A 17,246-nucleotide genomic window follows, 5' to 3' on the forward strand; every position below is an offset into this window, starting at 1 on the left:
TCTGTCCGGTGTCGAAGCAGTGACTCAATAGGGGGAAATTTTTATGTCACGCGTGTTGTCCACAGAACAGGCCAAGTCCGCCATCACCCAAGTGCAGTCCATCATCAACGGCGGTTTCACCGACCAGATCTCGGCATTGGATGCGCAGGGCAAGATCCTGTCCGATCCGAACACCTGGGACGGCCCGCTGGCCGCCCAGTTCCGGGGATCCACGTGGCCGGAAACCAAGGCCGCCCTGGATAAGGCCCGCCAGGAACTCGAAGAGCTTCGCACACAGCTGCAGAAGATCTCGGAGAACATCTTCTCCGCAGGCGGCGGCGCCTAAGCGCCTGGCAATTCTCATCGTGTACATGCCCGGGTAGCCGGCGCCGCTGCGGCGGTGGCTGGTTGCCCGGGCATTGCACGGTTCACCGGCCCGGTCGAAGAATCCCGGGTCCGTTTCTGATGGTGTCCCTCGCGGACGCCCTTTTCCTGCTGCCTTTCCCGGCGGTTTTCCCGGGCGGCGGCAACTGCATGCGTTGTTCTATTTTCCGTTTTTGTTCAGTGGGGGGCACTGATTATGGATTCTGATGTTGTTGAAATGAAGTTGCTGCCTGAGTCGCCAGCCGGTTACGGCGGCGGGCCATTCAACTTCGCCAAGGCCAGGGAAGTGGCAACAGCGTTCGATAACGAGGCAGTCAGGATATACGGGCAGTCCGGCTCCAGAACCGCACTGGTGGCCGAAGGCAAAACGGACTTTCAGGGTTACTTTTCGAGGCTGTTCGAGACCAACGCGGCCACCGCAGCGAAAAGTGCAGGAGACCTCGCAGGCGCACTGAGTTCGGTGGCAGGGCTGGTCCGCGAGGTGATCTTCTACGCCGAGCAGGAAAACAACCGCCGCAAAGAGAACAATGAGTATGTCCGGGACTACCGCAACCGCAACGGGTGGGAGAAATTCCTGGACTGGTGGAACGGCGGAGTGGATGGTGAGCAGCCGCCAAACACCGAGCCCCTTCCCGGGCCCACTTTCTCCTCCGTGGCACCCGTTGTAGGTATCAGAAACGATCCGACCCCGGGCAGCGGGGGCTATGGCGGTGGAACATCCTCCGCACGTCCCGAAAACCTGTGGAACTTCGCCGCCGGATCACGCAGGCTGGACGATGAGCTGAAGAATGCCCTCACCACACTGGAACGTCTCCTTGAGGAGTTTAAAGAGCAGTGCATGTGGGGAGCTGTTGACGCCTCCGGTGTCATGCGCGCCTATCAAGACTATCTGGGTGCCAATGAGAACGATGCCCGCTGGGCGGACCTCGTCGCCGGTGCCTTCTCGTCCGCCGGCAACAACGGCGGTGTGTCGGTGGTGTCGGATGCCGCACTGGCGGCATCACTCGCCGCTGCCGGCATTGACATAGCGCGGGACGGACTGACCATTGATCCGCCCAAGGCCTATGGCGCGATTCCGACCACCGGGTACGCCAATGACCCGGTCAACACAGCCACGGGCAACTTCATCGAACCGGAAACGGACCTGGCATGTGCCGGTGCCTCCTCGAACCTTGTCCTGTCCCGAATGTATAACTCCCTGGCGCCGCAGGAAGCCCCCGGTGTGTTCGGTCCGGGCTGGTCCTCGGTGCTGGACCAGCACCTGGTGCTCTCGGATGAAGGCGGCCGCTGGATCCTGGCCGACGGCCGAGCCGTGGACTTCCCCCGCGAAGGGGAGGCCTGGGCTCGGGCGGTGGGGGAGAACTACTGGCTGACCCGTGAGCCGGCTGCAGCTGGGCCTTGGTCGGAACTGAGCCTGCCCGAAGGCAACGCAGAGATCCTCCTCGTGAAGAATAATGAGGGTTCCTGGTGGGCCTACACCCAGGCCGGGGTCTGGCTCGGTGCCGGGTCCGGTCCGGGCCGCACCATGTCCGTGCACCGGGAGGATTCATCTGACGACACCGGAGTTCCGGGTCGAGTAACCCGTCTGTCACATGTGCGCGGCCGCTTTATCGACGTGGAGTATGTCAACGGCCGCGCCGCCGTGGTGCGGGCCTCCGACGGGCGGCGGGCGGAGTACGGCTACGACGACGCCGGCCGGCTCATCTCCGTCACCACGGAAACCGGAACCCGGACCTACCGGTGGAACGACGCCGGCCTGATCGACGCCGTCTACTCCGCCGCCGGGGTGCTGGAGGCGGAAAACACCTACGACGAGCAGGGCCGGGTTATCCTGCAGCTGACCCAGCACGGCCGCCGCACCCGCTTCGCGTACCTGCCCGGACGGGTCACGGTTGTCTCGGATGAGGACGGGACCCGGTCCAACTCCTGGATCGCGGACACCAAGGGCCGTCTCGTCGGGGTGCTGGATTCGCACGATCAGCGCCAGTCCATGGCGTATGACCGGCACGGCAATCTCGTGTCCCTCACTGAACGTGACGGGTCCGTCACCGTGCACGCCTATGACGACCGCGGCCGCCGGATCCGCACCGTGACGCCCGAGGGCGCGGACCTGACCTATGGGTGGGACGAGCAGGACCGGATCACTACCGTTGTGACCGAGTCCGGGTCCGTTGTCACTTATGAATACGCCGATGACCTGACCAGGGACCCGGCTGTGATCCTCGATCCGCTCGGCGGGCGTACCGAGCTCACCTGGGAGGGCGGTCTCCTGACCAGGATCACCGATCCGGTTGGAGTCACGGTCGCCTTTGAGCACGACGTGTATGGGGACCTGGTTGCCACGCGCAACGCACTCGGGGAGACCGCAAGGATCCTCCGTGATTCAGCCGGCCGCCCGCTGGAATCCGTCATGCCGTCCGGGGCCGCCACACGGTTCACCTATAACGCTGCCGGGCTGCTGGTCCGGCGCGAAGAAGCCGACGGTGCCGTCTGGACCTTTGAACACGATGCTGCCGGTCGGATCACCGCGTCCATCGCCCCCGACGGGGGCCGGACCGAGCTGCAGTACGCTGCCAACGGCGAACTGGTGCGCACCATCGACCCACTGGGCCGGACCAACGAGCGGGTGTTTGACGAGCTCGGCAACGTGACCGCGGCGATCCTGCCCGACGGGGCCCGCTGGGGCTTTACGCACGATTCCCTGTCCCGCCTGACCGGCGTCACCGACCCCGATGGCCATGACTGGGTGCGCGAGTATGACAGGATCGGGCACCTCACCGCCGTCGTCGACCCGACCGGTGTCCGTGCAGAGGCACGCACGGACCGGAAAGGAGGCAGGTCCAGCGTCTCCAGCGCCTTCGCTACTTCCGGCTACAGCTTTGATGCGTACGGGCGCCCCATCCGGGAGGAAGCCGAAGACGGTTCCGCGAAGCTGGTCACGTACGACGCCGCCGGCAACCCGGTGGAACTGGTGGACGGCGAAGGCGGACTGACCCGCCTGGGCCGTGATGTCTCCGGGAAGATCATCTCCGTGACTTCGCCGTCCGGAGCGGTGACCCGGTACGAATACGACATCTGTGGGCGTCCCTGGAAGACCGTCGACCCCCTGGGCGCGGTCACTGAACTGGTCTACGACGCGGACCAGCGGGTGGCTGCCCGGATCCTGCCCACCGGCGAAGCTGAGACCTTTGAGTACGACCTCTGCGGCAGGCTGGTTCTGCGGCTGACCCCCGGTCAGGGCAATGCCCGCTACGGGTATGACAAGGCGGGACGGCTGAACTTCTCCCAGGATTCCTGGTACGGCACCCGCCGGTTCAGGTACAACGCGGCCGGAGAACTGGTTGAAACGGTTAACGGTGTGGGCGGTCGGACCCGGTTCGAGTACGACCTCCGCGGCCGGCTGGTCCGGGTCACTGACCCGCTGGGCGGAGTGACCACCCGCACCTACACGGAAACCGACAAAGTCGAGTCGGTCAGCGATCCGCTGGGACGTGTCACCACGGCGACCTACGATCCGGCCGGGCGCCAGCTCTCCCAGACCGACCCTGACGGCAACACCACCACCTGGGTATATGACGCTGCCGGGCGGGAAGAGAGCACGTCCTACAACGGAAAACTCCTGGCCAGCGCTCATCATGACGGGTTGAACCGGCGTGTGGTGGTTACCGACTACACCGGCGCGGACGGGCTGACGGTGGAGCATGAACTCGGCTTCAACCGGCGGGGCCAACTGGTCTCACGCACCCGCGGTGGGCAGGGGCTGTCCTGGAACTATGACGCGGATGGTAACCGCACATCGTTCACCGACGCTGCCGGAACCACTACCACCTACCTTCGGGACGCCGTCGGCCGGGTGACAACCGTGCGCAACCCCCGCCTGGGTGAAGCTGTGTTCGCCTATGATCCGGCCGGACGCCTGACCGGGGCCACGGCCGGGGAGCTGGTCCAGGAATGGGAATACCGGAACGGCTACATCGCGGAGCACACCCGCACCGACCGGGCAGAGACCGACAGTCCCTCCGAAACCACACTGATCGGTAGGGACGGGGACGGCAGGATCACCGGACTGACCCGTGCCGGGGCCGTCACCCGATACGGGTATGACAATGCCGGCCAGCTGGTTGCCGCAGCAACCACGGGCAGTTCTGCAACGTCCGTCTTCGAGTGGGAATATGACGCCGGTGGGCGGTTGGTGCGGGAAATGACCCCAGACGGTCCCCGAACCTACAACTACGATGCCGCAGGCCAACTGACAGCTGTCACGAATCAGGACGGCAGTCGGACGGAGTACGTCCATGACGGCCTGGGACGCCGTTCCCGGCTCATCGGTCCGGACGGGTCATGGACCGAGTACGCCTGGGGCCCCACGGGTTACCTGCAGGTCGCGCTGGACCGCACCCCGGACGGTACGGAAACGCGCCGGCATGAGGTGTGGGTGGACGCCTTGGGTGAGCTGTCCTCCGTGGATGGCTGCCCGGTGTGGTGGGACAGTGCCAGCTCAATACCGGCCTTGGCCGGGTTCGGCTCGGAACAGGTCCTGACCCTGCCCGGAGGGGTTACCGGAATGGGGGAAGGGTGGCTGGCGCCGGGGTGGCGTGCTGCCCGAGCCACGGACCAGGCCGATCCGTGGGCTGTTCTGGGCGCCTCGGTTATCCCGGGGCCGGGAATGGTTTCCGGCAGTGGCTCGGGGTTGTCCGGGATGGCAGGCGGACTGCCGGCCGGGATCGGTCTGACAGCCGACGGAGGCTTGGACATCGCGGGGCTCGAGTGGCTGGGCGCCCGGGCATATGACCCGGCTGCCCGCGGTTTCCTGTCCACTGACCCGCTGGCCCCGGTGCTCGGCGCCGGATGGGACGGCAACCCCTATTCCTATGCGGGCAACAACCCGCTGAACGCCAGCGACCCAACGGGTCTGAGCCCGCTGACGGATGCTGAATTGGCGGACTTCCAGAAGTCGCTGGGGAGTCACTGGGAATATGTGGCGGCAGGTGCTGCCGTCGCACTGGGCGTAGCCCTTATGTTTACCGGTGTTGGTGGTCCGGTGGGCGTGGCGCTGATTGGTGCCGCATCCGGTGCATTGATCAGCGGAGGCATGTCGATAGCAACGTCGAAGGCCCAGAACGGGACAGTGGACTGGGCCCAGGCCGGCAAAGACGCTCTGGTCGGCGGCCTTGGCGGCCTCGCCGGTGGTGTGGCAGCAGGGGCTCTGACCAAAGGCGCGGTGGCAGCGGCTCGGACAGCCTCGGCATCGGGGGCAAGTCAGGCGGTGCAAACCGCTATCCGTAAGGCCACCAGCAGTACGGTGCGTGGTGTGCTCTCAGCGGGAGTCTCCGGGGCTACATCCGGCGTTGCTGACTACAGACTCAACACCCCCGATGGGGAGAGAACCGCGGGGGGATATATCCAGGCGGGAGGAGTGGGCTTCGTAGTCAATGCAGGGTTCGGCTACGGCAGCGGCAAGCTCTCTGAAGTGGCCACCGCAAGATTGCCGATTCCGCCCCTGCCGCCAGGGGCCAACGCTCATGTGGCTCCTACTTCACCTTGGGCACCGATAGTGGAGGACGCGGTGGGTCGCGTAGCCGGGGTTACCCAGGCGGTGATTGAGGAGACGATTGATGCAGGGGGCATCCCCAGCTCGGAAGATCTAGTTCCGGCCATTATCAGCGGCGGACTAAACGGCTCCGGTGGGCCCATCGTTCAACACCATGAGTTACCAAATTAGTATCTAGGAGGAACAGATTTAATTGGGTAAAGGAGAGGAGGATGAATTGAACCCACAAGCCGAGGGCAACATCTCAGCGGATCCGCCGAAGAAGCCGTCACGGTCTTGGAAGAGCAATTTGGCCTTTTGGGGAATTTTGCCCACCTTTGCGGTGCTCTTCCTAGCGCTGACGGTTGGACCGTTCGTTATTAACTCCTATGACGACGACCACCGGGTTCGGATGGAATGCACTGTCACGGATGCTGAGGGAGGCACCTACAGTGGTGCCGGTCGTAATGTCGGATCGAGGCCGGAGCTAATCATCAGGACGTCGGACTGCGGGACGTTGACCTTGATTCATACATCTGGCCAGGCGGCCAACGATGAGATGGCTTCCGAGCTGGCGCAGGGAGGTAGGTTCGAGTTCGAACTGGGCCAAGCGACGCGCACCTTGATGGGTTTCTTTGACGTCATAGGTATGAAGCCGGTGGTCTCTTCCTACGAAAAAGTCGACTGACTCAACCGAGGTCTATCCGCCTGCCTCCCCGAGGCAGGCGGATAGGGGAACTGTCTGTTGGTGGACCTTGCCATTACCTGCGGCATTTGGGCATGAGTTAGAGATCGAGAAAAGGCCCCACAGTGTTGCCTGAAATCTCGGACCTGAGCTTCGCGTATTCGGTGTTCCATTGCCGAAGGGTGAGCACAACCGAAAACTATGCGGTGCTGCTATGGGCCTGGCCTCGCTGTGTGCGTTCTTCATGTGGCGCTCTACTCGAAGGCCGGACGCGCACGACAAGGAAAGGGCGGGCGGATGAGTGTCTAGTGGCTCGGTGTCCCTTTTGTTCTGTTGTTCCCGGTTTTTCACTGGGTATTCGCTGAATCGTTGTTCGTGGATGCCGGAGTGCTGCCGAAGAAACCGCGAGTCAGCGGCTTGACGAAGGACGAAACGCTCTGGTGAAGGACGGCGCTAAGCCGGGAGGCGAAAAGCGGTCCGTGGCTGGGGCCGTTTTCCAGATCAGGAAGCGTTGCCCAGAGTGTTGCCTGAAAGCTCAGACCTGAGCTTCGCATTTTCGGCGTTCCACTGACGGAGACCAAGCACAACGCGGTCCAGGAAATCGTCCACTTCGGCCGGCGAAACACCTTGCCGAATTTTCAGTGTCTGGAACTTTCGGTTCACTACCTGATCCGGCGTAATCACCGGGCTGCCCACCAGGACTGGCTGGCTTAGGGGATCGGCTTTTTGCTGCTGGAGGCGTAGGTTCTCGTCGGCCAGCCGCCGCAGTTCAAGCACCGTTTGGTCCAACAGGTCACTGACCTGCTCCACGTCGTACCCACGTTCCCTGAGCCGCGGAGGCCTGAACCTGATGCCCTCGACGTCCTCGGCGGTCAGGGAAGGCCGGAATTTGGCACCGGGTTTCGTGGCGGCTCCGGCCTTGGCTTTCACTGTTTTGGCAAGCACATAAATCAAGACCAAAACCACTACGGCAATCCCCAGCCAGAGCAGCAGAGAAGCGCCGCCGTTTTCCGTTTCGTTCTGCACCACTGCAGACAGTCTTCCGGTGAACATGTAGTGCAACCTTTCGCGAGCTGGCCACCTGTGCATGGTCTATGGCCCGATCAATCTCGGGCCATCGGCCGGTGGATCCTTTTGAGCGTTGTTGCCTCAGTCTACCGAGCCATATAGGAATGCCATCCCTTCCGGTGTGTGATGTGTCCGCGGTACGTGCTGGGTATTTAGGTACACGGAAAGTCGTCTTTCGATGGGCGCAGGGGATCGGCCGAAGCCGCCAAAACTATCCATGGCATTTTGAGGCCGGATGAAGTAAGGGCTCCTACTCTTTGATCCTGTGCCTCCAACGGACGCCCAGGCGAATTTCTCACCAGACTGTATCCAGCGGCATCCGAAGAGACTAGGTTGGCAGCACCATTCCAACACTTTGCCTGTGTTTTTCAGCAGGACGGTTTCGTTCGAAGGAGATGGCATGACTGAATTGACTACTTTGCCCGTTCAAGCCAATGGACTGACCTATGGTTATTTGATCGACATGGTTGAGCGGTATTTCAATTTTGTGGATACATACGATACCGAAGGCGTGCTGAGTTGCTTCACTGAGGACGCGGTGGCCACCGTGCAAAGCGCTCGATCTGTCCACGAAGGGCGCGACACAAACGTTCGGAGGATGTACGAAGAACTGTTTGAAAATTACAGAACACATATGCGGCACATTCACTTCCGACACGTGGTCGACACTGAAAACGGAAGGATCGCCTCACAGTTCGTCGTTGAGCTGACTGACAACGACGGAAACGCTGTACAGCTGACCAACTCCAATTTCTTTTACCTGGAAAATGGAAAGTTCAAGCGTGTGTACGTTTATATGAGTGACGGCGTAAACGTTCTCAACTGAAGCCGAGGTTCATGGAACGGGAGGTCGGCTGAAAATTTCCCGGGATAGCGAGAAGGCCCCGGTTCCCTTGTTTTGCAAGGGAACCGGGGCCTTCTTCACTGGCGGTGACGGTGGGATTTGAACCCACGTTGGCTTTTACACCAAACAACATTTCGAGTGTTGCACCTTCGGCCGCTCGGACACGTCACCAACGCGTCAACCTTACCGGGTTCAGGGCCCAACACCCAAAAGCTGCCCCGCCACCGCCGCTGAAGCCTCGGAACTAGAGGTCGACGACGTCGTTCTTGCCGACGTCGGGCGTTCCGCCGGTCACGGCCGCCTTGCCGATCTTGAACACGCTGGCGATCTTCGGCTCATCCGAGGCCCAGTATTCGGCAGTATGCGAATCCACCTTCAACAGTGCCACCGCCGGGTCCTCGCGGCCGTGCTCAAACCAGGCTTCCACCGAGCTCTTCCACAGTTCCTCGATCTTCTCCTGGTCCTTGGTCACCGTGGCGGTGCCGCTGATGGACAGGAAACCCTTGGAGTCATTGATGGCCACGTTCACGTGCGGATTCGCACGGACCTCGTCGGCCTTGGGGGAGGGGTCGGGAGTGAAGAACCACAGGTTCCCGTCCTTATCTGCCTCCTGCAGCTGCAGCGGCCGGCTGACCAGGTTTCCCTGCAGGTCCACGGTGGTTACCGTGGCGATCTTGGCCTTCTCGAGGATGCTGACAACAATGTCCCGTCCGTCCTGCTCTGATGCCATTGCGGAAACTCCTTTGCTTGTAGCGTTCCGGATTTAGTAAGCCTACGTATAAATGCAGGCAGGTGGAACGGAGGCCTAGGGGTTTCGCTTCGAGCCGAAGAAGTCGCGCAGCAGACGGGCCGACTCTTCCTCGCGTACGCCGGGGAACACTTCCACCCAGTGATTCAGGCGGCGTTCGCGGAGAATGTCGAACACGGAACCGGAGGCGCCCGCCTTCTCATCCCAGGCGCCGAACACCACCTTCGGCACCCGGGCCAGCACAATGGCGCCGGCGCACATGGCGCACGGCTCCAGGGTCACCACCAGGGTGCAGCCGGCGAGCCGCCATTCGCCTACCGCCTCGGCCGCTGCCCGGATCGCCAGCACCTCGGCGTGCGCCGTGGGATCCCCGGTGGCCTCCCGCTCATTGCGCCCGGTGCCCAGTATCCGGCCGTCAGGACCGAGGACGACGGCGCCGATGGGCACGTCTCCGGTGTCCAGGGCCAGCCGGGCCTCGGCGAGGGCAAGGTCCATCCACGCTTCGTGGGTGCGGGAAAGGTGCTGCATGCCACCATCGTCCCGCATCTGCATACCCGCGGGCGAACGCGGATAAGGACGGGCCGGAATGGTAGTTTTGAGGTATGCGCGTACTTGTAGTGGATCACCCCCTCGTTGCCCACAAACTCACCGTTCTCCGCGACAAGGACACACCGTCACCGGTATTCCGTCAGCTGACCGAGGAACTGGTCACCCTCCTGGCCTATGAGGCCACCCGGACTGTCCGTGTAGAGCCGGTCCCCATCGAAACACCTGTGACCTCCGCTGTAGGCACCGGGCTGGTTAAGCCCACGCCGCTGGTGGTTCCCATCCTGCGCGCAGGCCTTGGCATGCTGGAAGGCATGACCCGCCTGGTTCCCACCGCCGAAGTCGGCTTCCTGGGCATGGCCCGGAATGAAGAGACGCTTGAGGCCATCACCTACGCAGAGCGGCTGCCGGATGACCTCACCGGCCGCCAGGTCTTCGTTCTGGATCCCATGCTGGCTACCGGCGGCACCCTGCGTGAAGCCATCAAGTTTATGTTCAAGCGCGGCGCTGCAGAGGTTATCTGCATCTGCCTGCTTGCGGCCCCGGAAGGCCTCTCGGTGCTCCAGGAGGAGCTGCAGGATGCCAATGTCACGGTGGTGCTGGCCTCCATTGACGAGCGCCTGGATGAAAAGGCGTACATTGTGCCCGGGCTCGGCGACGCCGGAGACCGCCTCTACGGCGTGGTCTAAGGCCACCGGCTCCCATCCCTGGGCGGCCCGCTTTGCACCGCGGACCGTCCAGTATGTGGACAACTTTCTTTTCTTGACGGCATCCGCTCCATAAGCCTGCTTATGGTGCGGATGCCTTTTTTGCTGGCAGGCATGCATCGTTCTCGAAACCCCTGACGGGTGCGACGGCGATCTCGTTTAGACCTTATGCATATTTATGCATAGCTATTCAGTATGTCGTTTTGTGAAGTACGTCACAAAACGACCCATTCTGTCCACCATGTGAGACGGAAGCGACATTGTTACTTGCGCGCCCCCCTTTGTTACATGCAATAATCCGAAGCGTGAACACCAACACGACAGCACCAGTCGCAGTCTTCCCCGGTGGCGTCCGCGCCACGCAGGAGACGTGCTGTTGTCGAATGCATATCTCTGGAGCCACCCCCTTCCTTAGATAAGACTCAGGCCCAAGTACGGGCATAACAGGCGCCATCTCGACCGGGCACACCCCCTGCATTCGAGCCGTGATGACGGCGATTCACGATGAGGTTCCACATGTCAGTAGCATCCGGTTACGTCCACATCTCCCTGCGCAATGCGCAGAATCGCGCCGGATCAGGTTCCCCGCGCCAGTCCGCCGGGGGCGGTTTCGACCGTTCCTACGGTGTCCAGCCGTTCGGAAACCAGTCCTACAGCGTCCAGTCCACCCTCGGGGCCCGTCCGCTCCGCACCTTTCCCGGACAGGATGCCAACCCCGTCACCGCGCCCATGCCGGTGGTGACACCCAACGGGATTCCCGGTCCGCAGTCTGTCAGCACTGACACGTCTGCCCGCGGGTTTGTTATTTATGTGGGCCTTGATGAGGACACCGCTGCCGCGCACGGCACGTCCCTCACAAAACTGGCGCAGGAGATCCGGGCCCACGTCCAGACCCTGGTCCCCGGCGCCCAGAGCCACGCCGCGGTTGCCCTTGCTCCGGCCAGCGCCACCGGCACGGACATCGAGGTGGTCCGCCAGGCGCTGGGGGATCCCACGGTGGCCCGCCGCCAGCCTGCGGCCCAGCCTGTACCGGCACCGCAGGTTCCGCCGGCAACGCGCCCGTCCGGCGTCCTGATTGACCTCTCACGGCGGGAAGTCCACCTCGACGGGGACACCCTGAACCTCACGTTCAAGGAATTCGAGCTGCTGAACTACCTGGTGGAGAACGCCAGCAGGACAGTGGGCCGGGAAGAGCTGCTCGCGGGCCTGTGGCGCAATGCCGAGGAAGTGCCGAACGAGCGCACCATCGACGTCCACATCCGGCGCCTGCGGTCCAAGCTGGGCCGCCTGGCCAACACCGTCCGCACGGTCCGCGGGCAGGGCTACCGCTTCTACGAGCACCCCGAGGTTGTTGTCTGGGCTGCACCGGAATACAGCATCTAGACGCAGGAGGCGTGGCCGGTCAGCGGACGGAACGGGGGTTCCGTCCGCAGCTAGACTTGGCAAATGACCGGCCACCATCTCAAAAAACTCCAGCTCCTGCGTCACGCGAAGGCTGACTGGCCGCGCGATGTTGCAGACCACGAGCGCCCGCTCTCCGGCCGGGGACACAGGGATGCACCGCTGGCGGGTGAGTGGATGCGTGAGCACGGCAGCATCCCGGACTTCATCCTCTGTTCCTCGGCACTGCGGGCACGGCAGACCTGCACCTGGGTCTGCAAGGAACTCGGTGACAAGGCGCCCACCGCCAAGCTGGAAGACCGGCTCTACGCAGCCTCCCCCGAACGCATCCTCAGCCTCATCAACCACGTCCCGGAAACCGTGACCAGCCTGCTGGTGATCGCCCACCTGCCCGGCGTGCAGGAACTGGCCATACGCCTTGCCTCCCCTGACTCGGATGAAGAAGCCGTGATGGAGATGGCCACGCGCTATCCGACGTCGGGCCTCACCGTGATGGAACACGCGCTGCCGTGGGCGGAACTGGACGGCCGCGACGCCCGGATTACCGACTTTGTGGTGCGCCGGGGCTGAGCCCCGCGGTTAAGCGCTAAATATCGATTTCCGGCTGCAAAGTCTTGAGCGTCCACAGCCGGTGCCGCTTCGCCGCGGCCAGGGACAGCACCAGCCCCAGGGCGGTGTAGAGCAGCAGCCCCGCTGCAACGGTGCCCACCTGCCCCAGGTCCCCGCCGTAGAGCAGCTGCCGCAGCCCGTTTACCATGTGTCCCATTGGCAGCACGTTGTGTGCCACATGCAGCGGGTCCGGGATGGTCTGCCAGGGGAAGGTGCCGCCGGAGGAAACCAGCTGCAGCACCAGCAGGATGAGCACCACAAACTTGCCCACCGAGCCCAGCAGGGCCACGATGCCCTGGATCAGCGCCGAGAAGGCCATGGCGGCCATCAGCAGCAGCACCCAGGCGAGCACCGGATGGGCCGGATCAAGCCCCAGGCCGAAGCGCACGGCAGCGTACAGAACGGTGGCCTGAACCAGTGAGACGGCCAGGAACGGCAGCCAACCGCCCAGCGCGATCTTCCAGGGCGGAGCATTGGAGGCAAGGGCCCGGCGGCTGATGGGCCGCATGGCCTGCGCCAGCATAAAAATGCCCACCCACATGGCCAGGGTCAGGAAGTAGGGCGCCAGGCCGGCACCGTAGGTTCCGGCCTCAGCCTGGTCCACCGTGCTGACGGTCAGCGGGTCCGCGATCACTGCCGAGGCAGTGGCCTTCTCCTCCTCATTCGGGTTGGGGACACTGCCTGCGCCCTCGGCCAGCCGCCCGGCCAGTTCCCCGAATCCCTCCTTCAATTGGCCGAGTCCGTCCTGCAGGGTCGAGGCACCGGCCGCAGCCGAATCCGCACCGGCGGCCAGCTGCCGGGAACCCTCCAGTGCCTGCTGCTCGCCCGCGGCCAGGGTGCCGGCCCCCTCGGAAAGCTCGCCGGCACCGGCGGAGAGATCCGCAGTGCCGGCGGCAAGCCGGGAGGCACCGTCGTTGGCGGCACCGATGCCCTGCGTCAGTGCGGGCGTGGCGGAGGCCAGGGACTCCGCTCCGGCGGCAACCTCTGCGGCGCCGTCGGCCAGGGCCTGCAGCTGTTCCAGCCCCTCCGTGCCGGTTTGTGCGCCGGCCAGCTCCTGTTGAAGCGCCTCAGCCTGTGCCGGCGTCAGGACGCCGCTGCCCACCAGCCGGGCGACGGCGTCGGTAACGTTCTGCCGGGCAGCCCTGGCGGTCTCGGCAACTGTGGTGTTCAAAGTGGCCGTCCCATCGGCCACCTGCCGTGCGCCGTCGGCCAGGGCCCGGGTCTGCTGCGGCAGTTGCGCGGTGGAGTCGGACAACTGGCCAAGGCCGCCGGAGAGCTCGCCGGCACCGGAGGACAGCTGGTCCGCGCCGGCGGACAGGTCAGCTGACCCCGCAGCGAGGGCATCCGCACCGGACGCCAACTGTTCCTGCCCGGCCACCAGGTCCCCGGCTCCGGAGGCGAGCGAGTCCAGGCCCGTGCCCAGCTCCGCGGCGCCGGAGTCCGCGGAGGCAGCGCCGTCGGCCAGCTGGCGGGCACCATCGGCGGCCTCCTCCAGCTGGGAGTGTACGGTGCTGAAACCGGTCAGCAGCCGGCTGGCCGTTTCTTCGCCCACTTCGGCGGCGACCGTGTCATGGACCGAGGCGGTGAGCTTGTCCACGATGCTGCTGAGCAGGTAATTGTTCGCGTCATTGGTGGTGACGTGCAGGGTGGCCTGTCGGGCGCCGCCGAGGTCTGCGGCTGAGGCGAGGTTCGCGGAGAAATCCGCCGGAATGGCCAGGGCGAATTCGTAGCTGCCGGCACGGACCCCCTCATCGGCAGCACCGGCCCCGTCAACAATCTCCCAGTCGAAGGTGCCGTCCTCCAGCAGGTTCTCCCGCACCGAAGCGCCGACGTCGAGGCGGCCGTCGGCGGTGTCAGCGCCTTTATCGTCAACCACCAGCGCGGCCTTGACGCCGTCGAGGTTCCCGTAAGGGTCCCAGTTGGCGTACAGGTAGATGGCGCCGTACAGCAGGGGCACCAGGGACAGGGCAAGGATGGCCAGCTTGGGCAGGATGCCGGCGGTCATGCGTTTGAGCTCGCTCAGGGCGAGGCGGAAGACGGTCATGCGGAAGCCTTCGCGGTTTGGGCGGTCCCGGCGGTATCCGCCGCGGAACCTGCATTGGTATCTGCCGTGTCGCCGGCAACGGCGGAGGGTCCGGTCCACTCCGCAGGCAGCTGCGCAACCACGGCAACGGCGGTCACCTGCCGCCCGGCCGCGGAAACGGCTTCCGCCAGGAGGGGAAGCCAGGCATCCGGGTCCGGTCCGTGGCGGTCCGGTGAGTCAACCACCAGCAGGTCCACGGCAGCATCCGCCAGCGCCAGGCGGAGCAGCAGGTCCAGCCGTGCCGAGGCGTCCAGTTCCTCAATCCACAGCGGCCCCAGGTCCGCCCGGCCTTCGCCGGACAGCCAGGCGGACGCGCCCGTTCGCGGCCGGCTGCGGCGGGGAATCAGTGCCAGGTCCTCCGCCACCAGGTCCCGGACGCGCAGATGCCGCTCCGGTTCGCTGACCTCGGGCGAATCCAGCAGTGCTGCGTGCCGGCGCAGATGTTCCGGACGGGGATCGCGGCCCCAGGAAACGGAACCGGAGGTGGGGCGCATGCGGCCTGAAAGGGTCAGTGCCAGGGCCGTCCGGACGGACTGGTTGCCGCCGCAGGCAAGGAACAGCTCCCCGGCGCGGACCGTCAGGGACGTTGGCGGCAGAAGCGGGCTGTGGCGCCCCTTCACGAATAGATTGTCCGCACTGAGCATGGTCTTCGCCTTTTTGTCCGTGGATGCTTCGCGCCGGGCATACGGCGGGGCGCATCTGCCAACCTAGGCGAAACTGACTGGTCAGTGCAAATAGTGGTGCGGAGAGTTCGGCCACGTCCCAGCAGGCGGCAGTCCTACAGCCCGTATTTCTCCAGCAGCCTCAGCCATACTTCGCTGATGGTGGGGTAGGCCGGGACGGCGTGCCACAAACGGTCCAGGGGTACTTCGCCAACAATGGCGATGGTGGCCGCATGCAGCAGCTCCGAGACGCCCGGGCCGGCAAAGGTCACCCCGACCAGTACGCGGCGGTCCTCATCCACCACCATCTGCGCCCAGCCGGTGTAATCATCCGCATACAGCGCTGAGCCCGCCACGGCAATGTCCAGCGAGGTTTCGGACACGTTGAGCCCGTCGGCCCGTGCCTGTTCAACGGTGCGCCCCACCATGGCGAGCTCGGGATCGGTAAACACCACCTGCGGTACGGCGTACTTGTCCGCGGTGGCGGTGTAGCGGGTCCAGGCAGCCGAGGCAGGCGCGGGTTTCCCGGCAGCCCGGGCTGCAATGGCATCACCCGCGGTGCGGGCTTCGTATTTCCCCTGGTGGGTAAGCAGTACCTTTCCGGCGGCATCGCCCACGGCATACAGCCAGCCGCCGTCCACACCCGCCACCTGTCCCGAGTCATCGACTTCCAGGGTGCGTGGATCCAGGCCCACCTCGTCCAGGCCGAGGTCCGCCAGTGCCGGGCGGCGGCCGGTGGAAACCAGCAGTTTGTCTGCCGCTACGCTTTCACCGCCCTCGAGCTCAAGGTGGACGCCGCCGTCGTCGGCTCCCCGGACCGAGGCGGGGGAAGTGTTGGTCCGTACGTCCACGCCGGCGTTCTTCAGTCCCTGCTCCACCAGGTTGCGCGCCGGTTCCGGAAAGGATTTCAGGAGGGGGCCGCGGGCGAGCAGCGTGACGGCCGAACCGAGCCGGGCGTAGGCCTGGGCCAGCTCCACGCCGGAAACTCCGCCGCCGATCACCACGAGCCGGCCGGGAATCTCCTGTGCGGAGGTCGCTTCCCGGGTTCCCCAGTAATCAACGGTGTCCAGCCCCGGAAGCGGGGGAGGGGTAGGCGTGGACCCTGTGGCCAGCACGACGGCGTGGCGTGCGGAAATGCGCAGGGTCCGGCTGTCGGTGGTCCGGACGTCCACTTCGCGCGGTGCGCTCAGCCGTGCCCACCCGCGGACCAGCTCGATCCCGGCGTCGGCGACCCAGTCGGCCTGCCCGGCATCATCCCACTGAGAGGTGAAGGAATTCCGGCGGTCCAGTACGGCGCCGGTGTCCAAGGCGCCGGTGACGGCTTCGCGGGAACCGGCCACTGCCCGGGCCTCGGCCAGTGCGGTGCCGGGTCGCAGGAGTGCCTTCGAAGGCATGCAGGCCCAGTACGAGCACTCGCCGCCCACCAGATCCGCTTCAACGAGGATGGCGGAAAGTCCGCCCCGGACAACGCGGTCTGCCGCGTTTTCGCCGACGGCGCCGGCGCCGATAACAATTACGTCGGTCTGCAGAGTCTCAGTCATGGACCGAGCCTTGCACTGCCGCGGTGCCGGGGCAACCTGTGGGCGGGCAACAAAAAACCCGGCCCGATCAGGTTGTCCTGATCGGACCGGGTCCGAGTGGTGCGCGCGAAGGGATTCGAACCCCCAACCTTCTGATCCGTAGTCAGATGCTCTATCCGTTGAGCTACGCACGCATAAGAACTAGTCTATCAAAACCGATTCTCACCGGTTTCTTTCAAGTTCTTCCGTGGCTGTTTGGCCGTAGATAACTATAGCGGGGTTTTGAGGGGAGCGCCAATCGAGAGCGATGACGTCTCCGTCACTAGACCGGTCTATGTGACGTTAGTCACATTCACTTGGGGTTGAGGGCACATAACTCGTGGATTTCAGGGAGTCTTTGAGTCGCAGCCGCTAAAGGTGCGACCTTTCCAGCCGAAGCCGTCCGGAAGGCGCAACTAGCATCAAAACACACCACTGACC

The 17,246-nt window shown here is 64.4% G+C and carries 13 protein-coding genes and 2 tRNA genes; 7 read left to right on the top strand and 8 right to left on the bottom strand.

Annotated elements, in window-relative coordinates; translation table 11 throughout:
• Positions 1–43 precede the first annotated feature (43 nt).
• The 3 genes from MUK71_RS01985 (at position 44) to MUK71_RS01995 (ending at position 6,581) form a co-directional block, all read left to right on the top strand.
• Positions 44–325 carry a pyrophosphorylase gene (locus tag MUK71_RS01985; protein ID WP_227904994.1) on the top strand — a complete coding sequence of 94 codons (282 nt, stop codon included), beginning with the start codon at positions 44–46 and terminating at the stop codon, positions 323–325.
• A gap of 234 nt (positions 326–559) precedes the next feature.
• Entirely contained in the window at positions 560–6,085 is a 5,526-nt protein-coding gene (locus tag MUK71_RS01990) for a DUF6531 domain-containing protein (RefSeq protein ID WP_227929366.1), read from the top strand.
• 22 nt (positions 6,086–6,107) lie between these two features.
• Positions 6,108–6,581: a hypothetical protein gene (locus tag MUK71_RS01995; RefSeq protein ID WP_227905000.1), complete on the top strand. Its 474-nt coding sequence runs from the start codon at positions 6,108–6,110 to the stop codon at positions 6,579–6,581.
• A 498-nt stretch (positions 6,582–7,079) separates the two neighbouring features.
• Here the strand turns inward: MUK71_RS01995 and MUK71_RS02000 are convergent, their stop codons facing one another.
• Positions 7,080–7,607 carry a DivIVA domain-containing protein gene (locus tag MUK71_RS02000; RefSeq protein ID WP_227929367.1) on the bottom strand — a complete coding sequence of 176 codons (528 nt, stop codon included), beginning with the start codon at positions 7,605–7,607 and terminating at the stop codon, positions 7,080–7,082.
• Positions 7,608–8,046: 439 nt separating this feature from the next.
• Here MUK71_RS02000 and MUK71_RS02005 point away from each other — a divergent pair, with 439 nt between their 5' ends.
• The gene (locus MUK71_RS02005; RefSeq protein ID WP_227929368.1) at positions 8,047–8,472 is read left to right on the top strand and encodes a nuclear transport factor 2 family protein; all 426 of its coding nucleotides are present in this window, start codon (positions 8,047–8,049) and stop codon (positions 8,470–8,472) included.
• Between the two features lie 99 nt (positions 8,473–8,571).
• Here MUK71_RS02005 and MUK71_RS02010 read toward each other — a convergent pair.
• From MUK71_RS02010 to tadA, 3 genes are all read right to left on the bottom strand, one after another.
• Positions 8,572–8,661: transfer RNA gene (locus tag MUK71_RS02010), tRNA-Ser, on the bottom strand.
• A gap of 73 nt (positions 8,662–8,734) precedes the next feature.
• Positions 8,735–9,220 (bottom strand): pyridoxamine 5'-phosphate oxidase family protein, encoded by a 486-nt coding sequence (locus tag MUK71_RS02015; RefSeq protein ID WP_227905012.1) that lies wholly within the window; start codon positions 9,218–9,220, stop codon positions 8,735–8,737.
• 75 nt (positions 9,221–9,295) lie between these two features.
• On the bottom strand, positions 9,296–9,766 hold the full coding sequence (tadA, locus tag MUK71_RS02020; RefSeq protein WP_227905013.1) for a tRNA adenosine(34) deaminase TadA: 471 nt from the start codon (positions 9,764–9,766) through the stop codon (positions 9,296–9,298).
• Positions 9,767–9,840: 74 nt separating this feature from the next.
• Between tadA and upp the strand changes: the two genes are divergently transcribed.
• The 3 genes from upp to MUK71_RS02035 all read left to right on the top strand — a co-directional run bounded on the left by upp (position 9,841) and on the right by MUK71_RS02035 (position 12,462).
• Positions 9,841–10,473, top strand: coding sequence for a uracil phosphoribosyltransferase (gene upp / locus MUK71_RS02025; protein ID WP_227905014.1), 633 nt, complete (start codon positions 9,841–9,843; stop codon positions 10,471–10,473).
• 534 nt (positions 10,474–11,007) lie between these two features.
• Positions 11,008–11,874: a winged helix-turn-helix domain-containing protein gene (locus MUK71_RS02030; RefSeq protein WP_227905015.1), complete on the top strand. Its 867-nt coding sequence runs from the start codon at positions 11,008–11,010 to the stop codon at positions 11,872–11,874.
• Positions 11,875–11,937: 63 nt separating this feature from the next.
• Positions 11,938–12,462, top strand: coding sequence for a SixA phosphatase family protein (locus MUK71_RS02035; RefSeq protein WP_227929369.1), 525 nt, complete (start codon positions 11,938–11,940; stop codon positions 12,460–12,462).
• A 16-nt stretch (positions 12,463–12,478) separates the two neighbouring features.
• On the opposite strand, the gene MUK71_RS02040 is transcribed toward MUK71_RS02035, so the two are convergent.
• From MUK71_RS02040 to MUK71_RS02055, 4 genes are all read right to left on the bottom strand, one after another.
• Complete coding sequence (locus MUK71_RS02040; protein WP_227929370.1) at positions 12,479–14,545, bottom strand: YhgE/Pip domain-containing protein; 2,067 nt, start codon at positions 14,543–14,545, stop codon at positions 12,479–12,481.
• The gene (locus MUK71_RS02045; RefSeq protein WP_227929371.1) at positions 14,542–15,228 is read right to left on the bottom strand and encodes a heme ABC exporter ATP-binding protein CcmA; all 687 of its coding nucleotides are present in this window, start codon (positions 15,226–15,228) and stop codon (positions 14,542–14,544) included. Before MUK71_RS02045 ends, MUK71_RS02040 begins: the two co-directional genes overlap by 4 nt.
• Positions 15,229–15,362: 134 nt before the next feature.
• Positions 15,363–16,787, bottom strand: a complete 1,425-nt coding sequence (locus tag MUK71_RS02050) for a dihydrolipoyl dehydrogenase family protein (protein ID WP_227929372.1) — start codon at positions 16,785–16,787, stop codon at positions 15,363–15,365.
• A gap of 97 nt (positions 16,788–16,884) precedes the next feature.
• A tRNA-Arg gene (locus tag MUK71_RS02055) sits at positions 16,885–16,960 on the bottom strand.
• Between the last annotated feature and the right edge of the window lie 286 nt (positions 16,961–17,246).

Origin of the sequence: Arthrobacter zhangbolii (genome assembly GCF_022869865.1) — a bacterium.
In the GTDB taxonomy this organism is placed as follows: domain Bacteria; phylum Actinomycetota; class Actinomycetes; order Actinomycetales; family Micrococcaceae; genus Arthrobacter_B; species Arthrobacter_B zhangbolii.

Excerpts from the sequence above, each read along its gene's own strand:
- tadA (WP_227905013.1), bottom strand. The coding sequence starts at position 9,766 with ATGCAGCACCTTTCCCGCACCCACGAAGCGTGGATGGACCTTGCCCTC.
- MUK71_RS01990 (WP_227929366.1), top strand. The coding sequence starts at position 560 with ATGGATTCTGATGTTGTTGAAATGAAGTTGCTGCCTGAGTCGCCAGCC.
- MUK71_RS02040 (WP_227929370.1), bottom strand. The coding sequence starts at position 14,545 with ATGACCGTCTTCCGCCTCGCCCTGAGCGAGCTCAAACGCATGACCGCC.
- MUK71_RS01985 (WP_227904994.1), top strand. The coding sequence starts at position 44 with ATGTCACGCGTGTTGTCCACAGAACAGGCCAAGTCCGCCATCACCCAA.
- MUK71_RS02030 (WP_227905015.1), top strand. The coding sequence starts at position 11,008 with ATGTCAGTAGCATCCGGTTACGTCCACATCTCCCTGCGCAATGCGCAG.
- upp (WP_227905014.1), top strand. The coding sequence starts at position 9,841 with ATGCGCGTACTTGTAGTGGATCACCCCCTCGTTGCCCACAAACTCACC.
- MUK71_RS02015 (WP_227905012.1), bottom strand. The coding sequence starts at position 9,220 with ATGGCATCAGAGCAGGACGGACGGGACATTGTTGTCAGCATCCTCGAG.
- MUK71_RS02050 (WP_227929372.1), bottom strand. The coding sequence starts at position 16,787 with ATGACTGAGACTCTGCAGACCGACGTAATTGTTATCGGCGCCGGCGCC.
- MUK71_RS02045 (WP_227929371.1), bottom strand. The coding sequence starts at position 15,228 with ATGCTCAGTGCGGACAATCTATTCGTGAAGGGGCGCCACAGCCCGCTT.
- MUK71_RS02005 (WP_227929368.1), top strand. The coding sequence starts at position 8,047 with ATGACTGAATTGACTACTTTGCCCGTTCAAGCCAATGGACTGACCTAT.
- MUK71_RS02035 (WP_227929369.1), top strand. The coding sequence starts at position 11,938 with ATGACCGGCCACCATCTCAAAAAACTCCAGCTCCTGCGTCACGCGAAG.